General features: G+C 63.7%; 13 protein-coding genes. 7 read left to right on the plus strand and 6 right to left on the minus strand.

Annotation, left to right across the window (positions count from 1 at the left end; translation table 11 throughout):
* Positions 1-55 precede the first annotated feature (55 nt).
* The 6 genes from C8K18_RS09810 to C8K18_RS09835 all read left to right on the plus strand — a co-directional run bounded on the left by C8K18_RS09810 (position 56) and on the right by C8K18_RS09835 (position 7234).
* Entirely contained in the window at positions 56-1666 is a 1611-nt protein-coding gene (locus C8K18_RS09810) for an FMN-binding glutamate synthase family protein (RefSeq protein WP_107707332.1), read from the plus strand.
* Positions 1667-1812: 146 nt separating this feature from the next.
* Positions 1813-2820, plus strand: a complete 1008-nt coding sequence (gene glyQ, locus C8K18_RS09815) for a glycine--tRNA ligase subunit alpha (protein ID WP_006047936.1) — start codon at positions 1813-1815, stop codon at positions 2818-2820.
* A gap of 15 nt (positions 2821-2835) precedes the next feature.
* The gene (gene glyS, locus C8K18_RS09820) at positions 2836-4938 is read left to right on the plus strand and encodes a glycine--tRNA ligase subunit beta (RefSeq protein WP_107707333.1); all 2103 of its coding nucleotides are present in this window, start codon (positions 2836-2838) and stop codon (positions 4936-4938) included.
* Between the two features lie 10 nt (positions 4939-4948).
* The gene (gmhB, locus tag C8K18_RS09825) at positions 4949-5503 is read left to right on the plus strand and encodes a D-glycero-beta-D-manno-heptose 1,7-bisphosphate 7-phosphatase (protein ID WP_006047938.1); all 555 of its coding nucleotides are present in this window, start codon (positions 4949-4951) and stop codon (positions 5501-5503) included.
* 40 nt (positions 5504-5543) lie between these two features.
* Entirely contained in the window at positions 5544-6302 is a 759-nt protein-coding gene (locus C8K18_RS09830; protein ID WP_006047939.1) for a 1-acyl-sn-glycerol-3-phosphate acyltransferase, read from the plus strand.
* Positions 6303-6346: 44 nt separating this feature from the next.
* Positions 6347-7234, plus strand: coding sequence for a M48 family metallopeptidase (locus C8K18_RS09835; RefSeq protein ID WP_006047940.1), 888 nt, complete (start codon positions 6347-6349; stop codon positions 7232-7234).
* Between the two features lie 15 nt (positions 7235-7249).
* Here the strand turns inward: C8K18_RS09835 and gloA are convergent, their stop codons facing one another.
* Both gloA and C8K18_RS09845 read right to left on the minus strand, forming a co-directional pair.
* The gene (gloA, locus tag C8K18_RS09840; RefSeq protein ID WP_006047941.1) at positions 7250-7636 is read right to left on the minus strand and encodes a lactoylglutathione lyase; all 387 of its coding nucleotides are present in this window, start codon (positions 7634-7636) and stop codon (positions 7250-7252) included.
* Positions 7637-7747: 111 nt separating this feature from the next.
* Positions 7748-8860 (minus strand): porin, encoded by a 1113-nt coding sequence (locus C8K18_RS09845; protein ID WP_006047942.1) that lies wholly within the window; start codon positions 8858-8860, stop codon positions 7748-7750.
* A gap of 354 nt (positions 8861-9214) precedes the next feature.
* On the opposite strand from C8K18_RS09845, the gene C8K18_RS09850 reads away from it, so the two are divergent.
* Entirely contained in the window at positions 9215-10150 is a 936-nt protein-coding gene (locus C8K18_RS09850) for a DMT family transporter (RefSeq protein WP_107707334.1), read from the plus strand.
* An 89-nt stretch (positions 10151-10239) separates the two neighbouring features.
* On the opposite strand, the gene rsmA is transcribed toward C8K18_RS09850, so the two are convergent.
* The 4 genes from rsmA to C8K18_RS09870 all read right to left on the minus strand — a co-directional run bounded on the left by rsmA (position 10240) and on the right by C8K18_RS09870 (position 15952).
* Positions 10240-11070 carry a 16S rRNA (adenine(1518)-N(6)/adenine(1519)-N(6))-dimethyltransferase RsmA gene (gene rsmA / locus C8K18_RS09855; RefSeq protein WP_107707335.1) on the minus strand — a complete coding sequence of 277 codons (831 nt, stop codon included), beginning with the start codon at positions 11068-11070 and terminating at the stop codon, positions 10240-10242.
* 70 nt (positions 11071-11140) lie between these two features.
* Positions 11141-12151, minus strand: a complete 1011-nt coding sequence (gene pdxA, locus C8K18_RS09860; protein ID WP_107707336.1) for a 4-hydroxythreonine-4-phosphate dehydrogenase PdxA — start codon at positions 12149-12151, stop codon at positions 11141-11143.
* A 5-nt stretch (positions 12152-12156) separates the two neighbouring features.
* On the minus strand, positions 12157-13518 hold the full coding sequence (locus C8K18_RS09865) for a peptidylprolyl isomerase (RefSeq protein ID WP_181324842.1): 1362 nt from the start codon (positions 13516-13518) through the stop codon (positions 12157-12159).
* A gap of 67 nt (positions 13519-13585) precedes the next feature.
* Positions 13586-15952 carry an LPS-assembly protein LptD gene (locus C8K18_RS09870; protein WP_029970463.1) on the minus strand — a complete coding sequence of 789 codons (2367 nt, stop codon included), beginning with the start codon at positions 15950-15952 and terminating at the stop codon, positions 13586-13588.
* Positions 15953-16172 lie beyond the last annotated feature (220 nt).

Raw genomic sequence — 16172 nt, forward strand, 5'->3', positions numbered from 1 at the left:
CCTGTGCTCCGGGCCCGGCAATCCCTCCGTGACGATTCACTGCACCGGAGTCCTCATGTTTTCTCGACGTTATCTGGCCATGTGGAGCGCCATCGCGCTCCTCGGTTTGTCCACGGCGCTCGCCGCGACGCAACACGTTTCGTGGTTGTGGATCGTCGTGCCGCTCGCGCTCGTCGCGCTCGGCATTTTCGATCTGACGCAACAGCGCCACGCGATTCTGCGCAACTATCCGCTGTGGGGTCATTTCCGTTTTCTGTTCGAGTTCATCCGCCCGGAAATCCGCCAGTATTTCGTCGAAAACGATACCGACGAAAAACCGTTCTCGCGCGCTCAACGCAGCATCGTCTATCAGCGCGCGAAGAACGACGTCGACAGCCGGCCCTACGGCACCGAACTCGACGTGAAGGCCGTCGCGCACGAATGGATCAGCCACTCGCTCGCGCCGACCACGCTCGATAGCCACGACTTTCGCATCGTGGTCGGCGCCGATCGCGCACAGCCTTATTCGATGTCGATCTTCAACGTCTCGGCGATGAGCTTCGGCTCACTGTCGGCGAACGCGATCATGGCGCTGAACCTCGGCGCGAAGAAAGGCAACTTCGCGCACGACACCGGCGAAGGCTCGATGTCGAAGTATCACCGCGAGCATGGCGGCGACATCATCTGGGAAATCGCGTCGGGTTACTTCGGCTGCCGAAACGACGACGGCACGTTCAGCGCCGACAAATTCGCGAAGCAGGCCGCCGAGCCGCAGGTGAAAATGATCGAGGTGAAGCTGTCGCAAGGTGCGAAGCCCGGTCATGGCGGCGTGCTGCCCGCCGCGAAGATCACGCCGGAGATCGCAGAAACGCGCGGCGTGCTGATGGGCCGCGATTGCATTTCGCCGGCCACGCATTCGGAGTTTTCGACGCCGCGTGGGCTGCTCGAATTCGTCGATCGGCTGCGCACACTGTCGGGCGGCAAGCCGACCGGCTTCAAGCTGTGCATCGGGCATCCGTGGGAATTTTTCGGCATTGCGAAGGCGATGCTCGAGACGGGCATTCTGCCGGACTTCATCGTCGTGGACGGCGCCGAGGGCGGCACCGGCGCGGCGCCGCTCGAGTTCACCGATCACGTCGGCGTGCCGTTGCAGGAAGGCTTGCTGCTCGTGCACAACACGCTGGTCGGCATCGGCTTGCGGCAGCGGATTCGCATCGGCGCGAGCGGCAAGATGATCACCGCGTTCGACATCACGAAGACGCTCGCGATCGGCGCGGACTGGGTCAACGCGGCGCGCGGCTTCATGTTCGCGGTCGGCTGCATTCAGGCGCAGACGTGCCACACCGGACGCTGCCCGACCGGCGTCGCGACGCAAGACCCTGTGCGCCAGCGCGCGCTCGTCGTGCCGGACAAGGCCGACCGCGTCTTCAGCTTCCATCACAACACGCTGCATGCGCTGAAGGAGATCGTTCAGGCTGCGGGTTTGAAGCATCCTGCGGAACTGCGCGCGCATCACATCGTGCGACGTGTGTCGTCGCATGAGGTGCAGTTGATGTCCGAGCTGCTGAAGTATCTCGAGCCGAACGATCTTCTCAACCGGAATTATCGTTACTCGTTGTATGAGAAATGGTGGCCGGTTGCGCAAAGCGATTCGTTTTCGCCGAAGGTGGAGTTGGCGGTGGCGTGAAGGCCTCCGCTGACGAGAGCCGCTCCCCCTCCCAAAACGGACACCCCCCCGCCTTTCCGTTAAAATCTCCGGTTTAGCACTTCGCTCCACGGCCGCCCCGCGCGCTCACGCGCCCGCGGCGCGGCCCCATGCCCGAAAGGCACTTCATGCTCACGTTTCAGCAAATCATCCTGACACTGCAGTCCTATTGGGATAAGCAGGGTTGCGCGTTGCTCCAGCCGATCGACATGGAAGTCGGCGCGGGCACCTCGCACGTCCACACCTTCCTGCGCGCGATCGGCCCGGAGCCGTGGCGCGCGGCGTACGTGCAACCGTCGCGCCGCCCGAAAGACGGCCGCTACGGCGAGAATCCGAACCGTCTGCAGCATTACTACCAATACCAGGTCGTGCTGAAGCCGGCGCCGGAAAATATCCTCGATCTGTATCTCGGCTCGCTCGAAGCGCTCGGCTTCGATCTGAAGCAGAACGACGTGCGCTTCGTCGAAGACGACTGGGAAAACCCCACGCTCGGCGCCTGGGGCCTCGGCTGGGAAGTGTGGCTAAACGGCATGGAAGTGACGCAATTCACGTACTTCCAGCAGGTCGGCGGTCTGGATTGCAAGCCGGTGCTCGGCGAAATCACCTACGGCCTCGAGCGTCTCGCGATGTATCTGCAAAAGGTCGAGAACGTCTACGACCTCATCTGGACCGAGTGGGAAGAGCAAGGCCCGAACGGCCCGGAAACGCGGCGCCTGACCTACGGCGACGTGTACCACCAGAACGAAGTCGAACAGTCCACGTACAACTTCGAGCACGCGAACGTCGATCTGCTGTTCACGTTCTTCAACAGCTACGAGGCGGAAGCGAAGCGCATGATCGAAGCGCAGATCGCGCTGCCCGCCTATGAACTCGTGCTGAAGGCCGGCCACACGTTCAACCTGCTCGACGCGCGCGGCGCGATTTCCGTGACGGAGCGCGCGGCCTACATCGGCCGGATTCGCGCGCTGTCGCGTCTTGTCGCGCAGGCTTATTACGATTCGCGCGAGAAGCTCGGCTTCCCGATGCTCGGCAATCCGGTGCACGGCGTGCCCGGCCTCACGACCGACGAGCAGGACGCCGCCATGCCGGCTTGGGCGCCGCCGCTGAAAGTCGAACGCAAGATCGACCAGGACTGACGAGAACATCAAGAAATGACTCAATCCCATCAAGCTACCCTGCTGGTCGAACTGCTGACCGAGGAACTGCCGCCCAAGGCGCTCGCCCGTCTCGGCGACGCTTTTGCCGAAGGCATCGCGGAACGCCTCGCCGGGCGCGATCTGATCGAAGGCCAACTGTCGTTCGAACGTTACGCGACGCCGCGACGCCTCGCGGTCACGGTGAAAAACGTGCGCACGGTCGCGCCGGAAAAACACGTTCGCGAAAAAGTGCTGCCGGTTTCCGTCGCGCTCGATAAAGACGGCCAGCCCACCGCGCCGCTCGCGAAGAAACTGGCCGCGCTCGGCTTCCCCGATTTTTCCATTAGCGACCTCGAACGCGCGCAAGACGGCAAGGCCGAAGCCTTCTTCCTGCGCTATGCCGCGCCGGGCGCGACGCTCGCGGAAGGCTTGCAAGCCGCGCTCGACGAAACGCTCAGCAAGCTGCCCATTCCGAAGGTGATGACGTATCAGCGTCCCGACGGCTCGAACGTGCAGTTCGTGCGTCCGGCGCATCGCCTGACCGCGCTGCATGGTGACCAGGTGGTGCCGGTCAGTGCGCTCGGCATCGACGCCGACGACACCACGCTCGGCCATCGCTTCCTGTCCGAAGGTTTCGTGCAGATCCAGCACGCCGATTCCTACGCGGACACGCTGATGCACAAAGGCCGCGTGGTCCCGAACTTCGCTGATCGCAAGGAAACGATCCGCACGCATCTGCTCGCGCACGCTGACGGCGACCAGGTCGTGATGCCCGAATCGCTGCTCGATGAAGTGACGTCGCTGGTCGAATGGCCGGTGGTCTACGCATGCCGTTTCGAGGACGAGTTCCTGCAAGTGCCGCAGGAATGTCTGATCCTCACGATGCAGACGAATCAGAAATACTTCGCGCTGACCGATGCAAACGGCAAGCTGCGTTCGCGCTTCCTGATCGTGTCGAACATTGAAACGGCCACGCCGGGCGACATTATCGAAGGCAATGAACGTGTGGTGCGTCCGCGTCTTGCCGACGCGAAGTTCTTCTTCGAGCAGGACAAGAAGAAGCCGCTCGCCGATCGCGTGCCGTTGCTCGCGAACGTCGTGTATCACAACAAGCTCGGCTCGGCGCTGCAACGCATGGAGCGTGTCGAAGCGCTGGCCGGCGCGATCGCCGCGTTGATCGGCGCCGACGTCGCGCTCGCCAAACGTGCCGCGCGTCTCGCGAAGGCGGATTTGATCACCGACATGGTCGGCGAATTCCCCGAGCTGCAAGGCACGATGGGCACGTACTACGCGCGCCACGACGGCGAGCCGGAAGAAGTCGCGCTCGCGTGCTCGGAACACTATCAGCCGCGTTTTTCGGGCGACGCGTTGCCGAGCACAGCGACCGGTACGGTCGTCGCGCTCGCCGACAAGCTCGAAACGCTCGTCGGCATCTGGGGCATCGGCCTGCAACCCACCGGCGAAAAAGACCCGTTCGCGCTGCGCCGTCATGCGCTCGGCGTGCTGCGCATTCTTGTTGAAAAGCAACTGGCCGTGGACTTCGTCGAACTGCTGCGCACGGCTTACGCGCAATTCGCCGCGGTGCCGAACGTCGCCGATTCGACGCAAGCCATTTACGACTTCAGCATGGACCGTCTGCGCGGTTTGCTGCGCGAACGCGGCCACGCGCCGGGCGAAATCGACGCGGTGCTCGCGCTCAATCCGACGCGCCTCGACGACATCGTCGCGCGTCTCGATGCCGTGCGCGAATTCGCGGCGTTGCCCGAAGCGGCATCGCTCGCGGCAGCCAACAAGCGCATCTCGAACATTCTGAAGAAGTCGGAAAGCGCTAGCGCGAGCGGCGGCGTGCAGCCCGCGTTGTTAGTTGAAGCAGCGGAAAAAGCGCTGCATGCACAGCTCGAACAGGTTGCGCCGCGCGTGCAGTCGCAACTCGCCGCACGCGACTACACCGGCGCGCTGACCGCGCTCGCCGCGCTGCGCGAACCGGTCGACACTTTCTTTAACGACGTGATGGTCAACGCGGAAGATCCGTCGCTGCGTGCAAACCGCCTGGCCCTGCTCGGCGCGCTGCATCAGCAGATGAATTGCGTCGCGGACATTTCCCGGCTCGCCGCCTGAGCCGCACGCCATGCCGACCAAGAAAGTAGTCATTCTCGACCGCGACGGCGTGATCAACGTCGATTCGGACGCGTTCATCAAGTCGCCGGACGAGTGGGTCGCGCTGCCGGGCTCGCTCGAAGCCATCGCGCGTCTGAGCCAGGCGGGCTATCGCGTGGCGATCGCGACGAACCAGTCGGGCATCGGCCGTGGTCTGTTCGACATGAACGCGCTCAACGCGATGCATCTGAAGATGCATCGCATGGCGGCTTCGGTCGGCGGGCGCATCGACGCCGTGTTCTTCTGCCCGCACACGGCGGAAGATCACTGCGAATGCCGCAAGCCGAAAGCCGGCATGCTGAAGATGATCAACGAGCGTTTCGAGGTCGCCCCTGAGAACACGCCGGTAGTCGGCGACGCGATGCGCGATCTGCAAGCGGGCGCGTCGCTCGGCCATCCGGTTCATCTGGTGCTGACTGGCAAGGGCCGCAAAACGCTCGCGGCCGGCGGACTGCCGGAAGGCACCACGGTCCACGACGATCTGCGCGCGTTCGTGCTCGACTTCCTCGCCGACGCTCAAGAGTGACGCGCACGTCGCGCGTCCCCAACCCTCACAGACCACGCCGATGCGCTTCATTCGTTCCTTGCTGCTGCTGATCTACTTCGTCGTATTCACGGTGCCCTACGCGACCGCGTGCTTCATCGCGTTTCCGTTCATGCGCGCCGACAAGCGCTACTGGATGGCGGCGGGCTGGTGCCGTGTCACGGTCATCGTCGCTCGCTGGCTGACCGGCATCCGCTACACGCTCGAAGGCATGGAGAACCTGCCCAACGGTCCGGCCGTGCTACTGTCGAAGCATCAATCGGCATGGGAGACGCTCGCGTTTCCCGCATTGATGCCGCGGCCGCTGTGCTATGTGTTCAAGCGCGAGCTGCTGTACGTGCCGTTTTTCGGCTGGGCGCTCGGTCTCCTGAAGATGGTTCACATCGACCGCAAGGAAGGCAAATACGCGTTCGAGTCGGTGATCAGACAAGGCAAGGCGCGCATGGCCGAAGGCGCATGGGTCATTATGTTTCCGGAAGGCACGCGCACGCCGACCGGCAAGCAGGGCAAGTACAAAACCGGCGGCGCGCGCTTCGCGATCGCCACCGGCGCGCCCGTCGTGCCCATCGCGCACAACGCCGGACGCGTGTGGCCTCGCAACTCGTTTCTCAAATATGCGGGTATAGTCACAGTGTCAATCGGCAAGCCGATCGACACCACGGGGCTCACGCCCGATGAAGTGAACACGCGCGTCGAACAGTGGATCGAAGCTGAAATGCGTCGCATCGATCCCACTGCGTATCGCGCGGCGGATAGCAGTTCCGCCGCCGCACCAATCTGACGCGCCCACGCCCTCGAAGGCGTACTTGCGCGAAGCCGAATCCGATGCAGAAGTCTCCTACGCCGCAGCCCGCCGCGGCGCTCGATAACCGGCAACTCGATCTCCCGCTCTTTGCAGAGCCGGGTTCGACGTCGTCGTCTCCTTCGCCGTCCGCACCTACAGCGACGCCTCACGGGCAGCAGCCCGCTGTCCCGCTTGCACCCGACGGCAGCAAGCTGCGCAAACTGGTGATCGGCTCACGCACGCTGCATTACGCGCTCAAGCGTTCGGCGCGCCGCTCGATTGGCTTTGCCATCGACAGCACCGGCCTCACGATCACGGCGCCGCGCTGGGTCACGCTCGCCGATATCGAAACCGCGATCACCGAGAAGCAGCGCTGGATTTTCACGAAGCTGATCGAATGGCAAACGCGCGTCGAACAGCGCGCGTTGCCGAAGGTCGACTGGAAAGACGGCGCGCAAGTGCCCTATCTCGGTCAGCCGGTGCATGTGAGGCTCGGCTCGCCGCAAGGCACGCTCGCGTTCAGCGCGGAAGATTCCGCGCTGCAAGTGCCGCTGCCTTTGCAAGCCGATCCGCAGCAGATCAAGGACCGCGTGCAAGGCTGGTTGCAGGGCGAAGCGAAGCGTGTGTTCGGCGAGCGCCTTGCAATTTACGCGGAGAAGCTGGGCGTCAACTATCGCGCGTACGCGCTTTCGTCAGCGGCCACGCGCTGGGGCAGTTGTTCGAGCGACGGCAAGATTCGCCTGAACTGGCGGCTGATTCACTTCCCGCTTTCGATTATCGATTACGTGGTTGCGCACGAACTCGCGCATCTGCGCGAAATGAACCACAGCCCGCGCTTCTGGCAAACGGTCGAATCGATCTTCCCGGAATTCCGCGAAGCGCGGCAGACGCTCAAGTCGCATCCGCCTGAACTGCTGCCGACGCTTTAAGGCCCGTGGCCCGCGTTACTTCTTCTTCTGGATGAACTCGATCTTGTAGCCGTCCGGATCGGTCACGAATGCGATCACGGTCGTGCCGTGTTTCATCGGGCCCGCTTCGCGCACCACCGTGCCGCCTTGCGCCTTGATTTTTTCGCAGGCGGCGTAGGCGTCTTCCACTTCCACGGCGAGATGGCCGAAACCGTTGCCGAGGTCATAGGACGGCGTGTCCCAGTTATGCGTCAATTCGATGACGGTGCCGTCGCGCTCATCCGTGTAGCCGACGAACGCCAGCGTGAACTTGCCATCCGGATAATCGTCGCGGCGCAGTAACTTCATGCCGAGCAGTTCGGTGTAAAACGCGATTGAACGGTCCAGGTCGCCGACCCGGAGCATGGTGTGAAGCAGGCGCATCGTGTACTCCCTGTTGCTTTGACGTCGAGACCGTCAATGTACCCGGAATCGCCCGCCGTTGCAGCGGACGCAATGCTCGCAATCGACGTGTGAAACGCGCTTCGCAACGCTTCAGAACTGATGCCGCAGCCCCGCCATCAAGCCGATTTGCGAGCCTTTCTGCGCGAGGCCCACGGCATTCACGCCCTGCAATTGCGCGCCGATCAAGTCGCCGCGATACAGCGAATAATCGCCTTCGACGTAGACGTCCGTGCGCTTCGACAGGTTGTAGTCGGCGACGAGCTGGTATTGCCACGCCGAGCCGTCTTTCGCGGGAGTTTTGCCGTCCTGCAAGGTCCGCCAGACATTCGCCGCCACATGCCACGCGTTGCCGATCTGCTGCGTGATGCCGCCCATGAACATGCGTCGTCGCGAGAAGTCGGTGTACTTGAGCGCGGTCAGCGAGGCGGCGGAAAAGGGTCCGTTGGCGAACGTGGAGAAACCGGCGTCGGCCCGATTGACGATATAGCCGAGCGAAAAGCGCGTCTTGTCCCACGTGTACGAGCCGCCGAATGTCCACGCTTTCGCCGACGCGCCGTTGACCGAGTCTTTCGACTCCTCATACGCGCCGCCGACGGTGAACGGTCCTCCCGCCGGCGCATAGGCCGCCGCCGCGCCGATCTGGCTGCCGTACGAGTTGCCGGCATTGCCGCCGAACGCGTAGCCCGCTGCAAAGGTGAGTCCGTTGTACTTCGCCTGATACTGCACCTGGTTGCTGGTCCAGATGCCGCCTGTCATCGTCACTTCGGGCTGAAAGCTGAAATCGTACGGAATCCACGGATTGCTGCCGTAGCCGCCTACCGTGATGCCTTCAATCATCACGTTGTACTGACGGCCGAAAATCACCTGGCCGTAGGAAGTGGAGCGCACACCGATCTGCGCTTCGTTGAAGAACGGCAAGGTCGGGTCGCTCTGCCCGCTGTTGATGTAGATGCGGTTCTCGAGCTTGAAGAAGGTCGACCAGCCGCCGCCCAGATCCTCGACGCCCTTGAGCCCCCAGCGGCTTTGCGTCATGCCGCCGGTGCCGAGTCCGAGCGACGAATCGCCGGCCTTGTTGGCATGCGTCAGATAGCGCACGCTCTCGTCGACCACGCCGTACAGCGTCACGCTCGATTGGGCGTGCGCGGCCGGACAGCCGAGCGACATCAACGTGACAACGGCCGCGCCTCTGCTGAGGGTCATCATGTCGTTTCCTCGTATCGGCTCCGCTTTGCGCGGATAGAGTTTGACTGCTGACGCGGCGCAGCGTCCGCGAGGTCGGCTTCCTACAGAAGCCCGGAATCGGCGACACAGTGCGCACTAACGTACTGACAGGCAGTGCTCACGGCGCTGTCGTCGAACCTTAGCGCGAAATAAGGACGGTAAGAAATAGGTGTTGCGCGAGGTGTTGCGCGGGCGTTGCGCAAAATCAGCAAAAGGACTTGCGAGTTATAGGAAGCACGCGTAGGCGGTGGGGGCATCGGCCGGGCGGGCCGGCGGGTTTGATATGGTACGTGCTGCGCCGTTCAACCGTCTTGCCTTCCTCTCACGACATCGCCCATGAGCACCACCGCCCTGCCCGCGCGCCGCGCCCCCGATGGCTTCGCCGTCCTGCTGATGGTCGGCTTGTGCGCGATCTGGGGCTTCCAGCAAGTCGCCATCAAAAGCACCAACGCCGCGTTGCCGCCGCTATTTCAGGCAGGCTTGCGCTCGACCATCGCGGCGTTGCTCGTGTGGGGCTGGGCTCGCTCGCGCGGCACGCCGCTCTTTCGCGACGACGGCACGCTCGCCGCAGGTCTCCTGGCGGGCGTCCTGTTCGCCGCCGAATTCGTGTGCATCTTCCTCGGGCTGACGCTGACCAGCGCGTCGCGCATGGCGGTCTTTCTGTACACCGCGCCGTGCTTTACGGCGCTCGGGCTGCATTGGTTCGTCGACGGCGAGCGGATGCGGCGCATCCAATGGATCGGCATTGTCGTCGCGTTCGCGGGCATCGCGCTGGCTTTCGCGGATGGCTTCCTGCATGGCGCCACGGCGAGCGGCTCGTCACTGGCCGCGGTGGCCGGCGACGCGCTCGGCGTGCTGGCAGGCGTCGCGTGGGCCGCGACGACCGTCGTGGTGCGCGCCACGCGGCTCGCGCAGTCGAGCGCGAGCAAGACGCTCTTCTATCAACTGACTGTGTCGGCCGTGGTCCTGCTCGTGATGGCGCTGGCGCTCGGCGAGGCGCATGTCGATACGGTCACGCCGCTCGCGGTCGCGAGCCTCGCGTATCAGGCGGTGGTAGTCGCGTTCGTCAGCTATCTGGTGTGGTTCTGGCTGCTCACGCGCTATGTCGCGTCGCGGCTGTCGGTGTTCTCGTTTCTGACGCCGCTCTTTGGCGTGACCTTCGGCGTGCTGCTGCTCGGCGAGTCGTTCAGCTTGCGCTTTCTGATGGCCGCGGCGCTCGTGCTGACCGGTATCGCGCTCGTCAATGCGCCGGGGAAACGGGCGGGAACGTAGCGCGCACTATCCGCTATACGCTCGCTATATGCCGGCTATAAAAGCGGCGAGGCGTCCGTCGCAAAGCCACGCCGCCACTGAGCCGCGTATCAGGCCCTGGCCGCCACGATCTGCGCGACGCGCACATATTCGGCGACCGGCACATCTTCGGCGCGGCGTTGCAGGTCGAAGCCGATCGCCTCGAAGTCGACGCGATCGCGGAATGCAGCCAGCGTGTTGCGCAGCATCTTGCGACGCTGCGAGAAGGCCGCGGTGACCACCTCGCCGAGCACGCGCTCGTCCACGGGCGTCAGTTCGTGCGGTGCATATGGAATCATTCGCACGATCGCGGAATCGACTTTCGGCGGCGGCTGGAACGCCTCGGGCGGCACGTCGAGCTGCTTGTCGATCACATAGCGATATTGCAGCATCACCGAAAGACGGCTGAACGCCTTCGTGCCCGGCTCGGCCACCATCCGCTCCACCACCTCGTTTTGCAGCATGAAGTGCTGATCGATCACGCGAGGCGCGAACGACACGAGATGAAACAGCAGCGGGCTCGAAATGTTGTACGGCAGATTGCCGACAATGCGCAGCGACGGCGCGTCGCCAGGCGCGGCCAGCGAGCCGAAGTCGAACGCGAGCGCATCGCCCGCATGCAGTTCGAGCAGCTCGCCGAACTTGTTCTTCAGACGCCCGATCAGATCGCGGTCCAGCTCGACGGCATGCAGCGGCGCCTCGGGCGTGGCGAGCCGCTCGATCAGCGGCTGCGTGAGCGCGCCGAGCCCCGGCCCGATTTCGACCATGCGCTCGCCGCGTTGCGGCCGGATCACGTCGACGATCGAATCGATCACGCCCATGTCGACCAGAAAGTTCTGCCCGAAACGCTTGCGCGCGATATGACCTTGGTGGCGGCCCTGCTGCTGTCTGCTGGTGGACATCGAAGAAACGCTAAAGAAAGAGCACTGCTTGAAAAGAGACGACGCGCGAGGCTGCCGCGGCAGCGTTGAATCAGCCCGCGCGGCGATGTTGCGCCATGGACACCGCTGTGTCGATGGCGGCGATCAGGCTGCCCGCGTCGGCGCGGCCGGTGCCGGCGAGATCGAGCGCGGTGCCGTGATCGACCGACGTGCGGATGATCGGCAAGCCCAGCGTGATGTTGATGCCTTCGCCGAACGTCGCGTACTTCAGTACCGGCAAGCCCTGATCGTGGAACATGGCAAGCACGCAGTCGGCTTCGTCCAGATAACGCGGCTGAAACAGCGTGTCGGCCGGATAAGGACCGCGCGCGTCGATGCCTTCACCGTTCGCGAGCTTCAGCGCGGGCGAGATCACGTCGATTTCCTCGCGCCCGAGATAGCCGTTTTCGCCTGCATGCGGATTGAGCCCCGTCACGAGAATGCGCGGCGCGGGCAAGCCGAAGTGATGCCGCAAGTCGTGATCGACAATGCGCAACGTCTCGACGAGACCTTGCTGCGTCAACGCGGCGGAAACGTCTTTCAGCGGCAGATGCGTGGTCGCGAGCGCGACCCGCAACGGACGCTTGCCGGTGCCCGCCAGCATCATCACCACGCGCGGCGTGTGCGTGCGCTCGGCGAGATATTCGGTATGGCCGGTAAAGGGCACGCCGGCGTCGTTAATCGTGCTCTTTTGCAGCGGCGCGGTGACGATCGCGTCGAAGGTGCCGGCCATTGCGCCATCGATAGCGCTATCCAGCAGATCGAGCACGTAGCGCCCATTGGCCGCGTTCAGTTTGCCCGCGACCGCCGGCGCGCCGAGCGGCCGATGCTGCATGCGAATGCGCCCCGCCTGCGCGGCGAGCGCGCTCCAGTCGACACCTACCGCGCGCGCCCGTTCGGCGAGCAGCGCCGAATCGCCCAGCACCGTGAACTGTGCGCCGGGCCAATGCGTCGCCGCGCCCGCGAGCGCCTGCGCCGTCAGTTCGGGACCGACGCCGGCCGGCTCGCCGGTCGTGATCGCGATCTGCAACGGCAAGCTGGCGGACTGGGCGGCGGTGTTCATGACGATTACCGAATGCTCGACAGATCAGGCTTGACTTCGACGTACGCAGTATCGCGCAGTTCGCGCAGCCAGTCGGCGTAAGCCTGCTCGGCCTTGCGCTGACCGATCGCCTGGCGCGCAAGATCCATTTGCTGTGCAATCGAGCCTTGCGCTTCGCGGCGCTCCAGCACCTGAATCAGGTGATAACCGTATTCGCTGCGCACCGGGTCGCTGATCTGGCCGTCCTGCAGCGAGTTCATCGCGCGCTCGAATTCGGGCACCGTCTCACCGGGGCTGATCCAGCCCAGGTCGCCGCCTTGCGACGATGAACCGTCTTGCGAATAGGTGCTGGCGAACTTCGAGAAGTCGCCGCCCGCGGCGATTTCCTTCCTGATTTCGAGCAGCTTCTGACGCGCTTGCGGCTCCGACATGCCGTCGCCGACGCGCAGCAGAATGTGGCGCACATGCGTTTGCACGAGCTTGGGCGCATCCGAACTCGTGCCCTGACCGGCACGGCGATCGACGAGACGCACGACCTCGAAGCCGTCGCTGGTGCGGATCACTTCCGGATTGACCTGGCCCGGACGCAGTGCCGACACCGCCTTGACGAACTCCGGCGGCAGCTTCGACGGCGCCGCGTAGCCCATGTCGCCGCCCTTCGACGCATCCGGCGCCTGCGAATTCGACTTCGCGAGCTTTTCGAAGTTGGCGCCGCCCTTCGCTTCGGCGAGCAATGCCTCGGCCTTCTTCTGAGCCGCCTCGATGTCGGGTTGCGGCGCGTTCAGCGGCGCCTTTAGCAGAATGTGCTCCAGGTGCAGGTCGCTCGTCGCACCCGCGTTCGGGCCGCGCTGACTTGCGATGTAGTTCGCGACTTCCGCGTCCGACACCGTGACCTTGCTGTCCACTTCCTTCTCACGCAGACGCGAGAGCGTCAGTTCGGTACGCGCGTCGCTCGTGAACGTGGTCCAGGGCACGCCTTGCGCCTCGATACGCGCGCGGTAGACGTCGAGCGACAGGTTGTTCGCCTGCGCGAGCCGCTCGAGCGTTTTCTGCACGGCTGCGTCGTCGATATTGATGCCGTCTTCCTTCGCCTTCTGCAACTGGATGCGTTCCAGCACCATCTGGTTGAGCACCTGCTGACGCAACTGGTCGGCCGGCGGAATCGGCGCGTTTTGCTGGTTCAGGCGGCGCGTGATGAGGCTCACGCGTTCTTCGAGTTCACGCCGCGTGATGACACCGTTGTTGACCACTGCGGCGATCGTGTCGACCGTCTGGCCCCGGTTGCCGGCAAGCGCCTGCGCGTGCACCGGCGCCACCGACAGGAAAGACGCCACGGCGGCGAGACCTGCCGCGAGCGTTGCCAAGCGAAGCTTTTTCATGATTGCCACAGATACTCCAATGATGTCGGGCACGCCTGGCCCGTCTTTTCGCATTCGATGAACGACCGGGCGAGCGTCATTCGTAATTGATGAACCGCGACTCCGGCGGCGGCGGTGGCGGCAGCGGCGTATAGCCCGCCACGCTGCTGCGGAACGCGGCAATCAGCCCGTTGTCGACGCTCGACAAGCCCTTGAACGTCAACTGCGCGAGAAAGCGCGTGCTCGACTGGTGCTGCCCCGACGTATTCAGCCCGTTTGCGTAGCGCTGAAGACCCGCGCCGAGCGTCCAGCAATCTGCGTCGTACTGCAGACCAACGAGTCCGTCGACGATGCGATGTCCGCCCAGATCGTAATTGAAGCGCCCGACACCGAACACCCGATGCGCCAGCGGCCATTGCCCCGACACCAGCACCTGGTTGATAGGCTCGTTGTCGAGCGTGGTGTTCGCGCGCGTGTACCGATACGCGACGTTGAGCACCTTGCCGGTTGCCGGACTGAATCCGAAGCCGACGCTCGTCTTGACCAGCTGGTTGTTGTCCGCATTATATTGGAACGCAGTTTCCGACGCGAAACCGGCCCCGAGCTTGAGCGACGCGCCCACGATCAGGTCGGAATGGGTGGCCTGCGTGCTCGTCTGCGTCGGCGTCAGCGTGACGCGCTGATCGCGGAAATAGTACTGCTGCGCGATCACGAAGCGCGCGCGTTCGTCGCCCGTTGCCGGGTTGATGAAGCGCGTGGTGAGGGCCGCGGTCAGGCGGTTTGCATCCGCGATACGGTCGTTGCCGACGAACGTGTTCGGCGTGAAGATTTCGGCGAGCCCGAAGTCGGATTCGGCGGTATCGAAGAGCGGCGCTGACTGCTGGTTGCGATACGGCGTGTACACGTAGTACAGGCGCGGTTCCAGCGTCTGGATGTAATCCTCGCCGAAGAGCCGGACCGAGCGGTCGAAAATCAGACCGGTGTCGAACGTCAGCGTGGGGATCGATTCGGTGAAATTCTTCGGCGTGCCGGCGGGCACATCGTTGCTGATGTTGTTCAGGTTGTACGACGCGAAGTGCCACTGCACCTTCGGCGTGACGAAATAACCCGGCCCCACCACGGAGTACGAAATATACGGGTTGAACATCACCCGTTGACCCTGGGTCATGTCCGCGGTCGTGATGCGGAAATTCGTGTAGTCCGCTTCGGCGCCGAAGTCGAAGCCGCCCACGTTGTACTTCGCGTACCTCACGTTCAACTGCGGCTCGCGGCCATACGGCGCGACCGACGGCGTGAGCGTCTGCCAGTGCTGTTCGCGCGCGAGCACGGACCACGGGCCGTTGTTGTAGGTCAACCCGGCCTCCTGCTGATACAGGAGCTGGGTGCCGTTCATGAACTGATTCGACGACGACGACAGGTCTTCCGGATACGTATTGTCCGAAACCTTGTTGTAGTAGATGTAGCCGCCGAACCCGTTGCCGAAGTTCTGGTTGTGCTGGATATACAGCGCGTAGCGGTTGGTCTTCGTCAGCCGGTCGTTCGGCAGGTACTCGCCGGTAATCGAGCCCGAATACGTGGGCGACAGATAGCGGAAGGTGCTCTGCAACTGCACGCCGCGCTTCGAAATGATCCGCGGCGTGACCGTCAGATCGCGATTCGGCGCGATGTTGAAGTAATACGGCACCGACAGTTCGAAACCGTTCGTCGAACTGAGCGAGAAGGTGGGCGGCAAGATACCGCTGCGCCGCTCGCCCGACAGCGGAAACGACAGCCACGGCGACGCGAACACCGGCACGCCCTGGAAAAACAGCACGCTGTTGTAGGCCACGCCTTCGTCGGCGCCGGTATCGAAATCGAACTCGCTGCCCTTGATGTACCACGCCGGATTATCCGCGCACGCGCAGGCCGTGTAGGTGCCCTTCGTGAACACCGAGCGCTCGTTGTCGAGCAGATCGACGCGCTCCGCGCTGCCCGAACCGCCCGTCACGTTGAAGTGATACTTGGGCGCGGTCATGAAGCCTTCGCTCGAATCCACGCGCATGTGCGCCTCTGGCCCCGCGAAGGTTGTACCGTTGTTGCTGATGTGAACCTGGCCGTATGCATCGGCCATGTCCGAGTCCTGATCGTAATGCAGCGCGTCGGACTTGATGACGACCGTACCGCGGCGCACTTCGGCCGCGCCCTTGACGGCCATGTCCTGGTCCGTCGTGCCGTTGGTCGAATCGCCGAGCACGAACGTGGCCGGCTTCTGTCCCGGCTGCAGCACATGGTCTTCGAGTTGCGGAGCGAGTTGCATGCCCCACGGTGGATCGATTGGCTGCGGCTGCGCCGCCTCACCGACCAGTTGGGCGTGAGCAAGCGCGGGCACGAGGCCCGGTACGGCGATCAACGCCGCGACGAGCCGCCTTTTGCGCGGCATCGCGGCACAAGAGGGATTCGTTTGGGAAAGCTGTCTAGGCGGCATGTATCGTTTGGCGAATCGGCCCGTCCGTCAGCTTTTGCAGTCACGATCCACCGCCTGCACACCACGACCGTGACAGTCGGCTGCACACAATATTTACAATCTCCGAACGGTGAGGCGGGCGGTAAAGCGGAATACGCGAAAGCTGGCGTGAGTCGCGTCAAAAAAGTCGTGGGGTATTATATGGCAAGACGTTGTCCCTCTGAATTTGCCGCCGGTTTTC

It is taken from the genome of Paraburkholderia sp. GV068 (genome assembly GCF_003058125.1).
GTDB lineage: Bacteria > Pseudomonadota > Gammaproteobacteria > Burkholderiales > Burkholderiaceae > Paraburkholderia > Paraburkholderia graminis.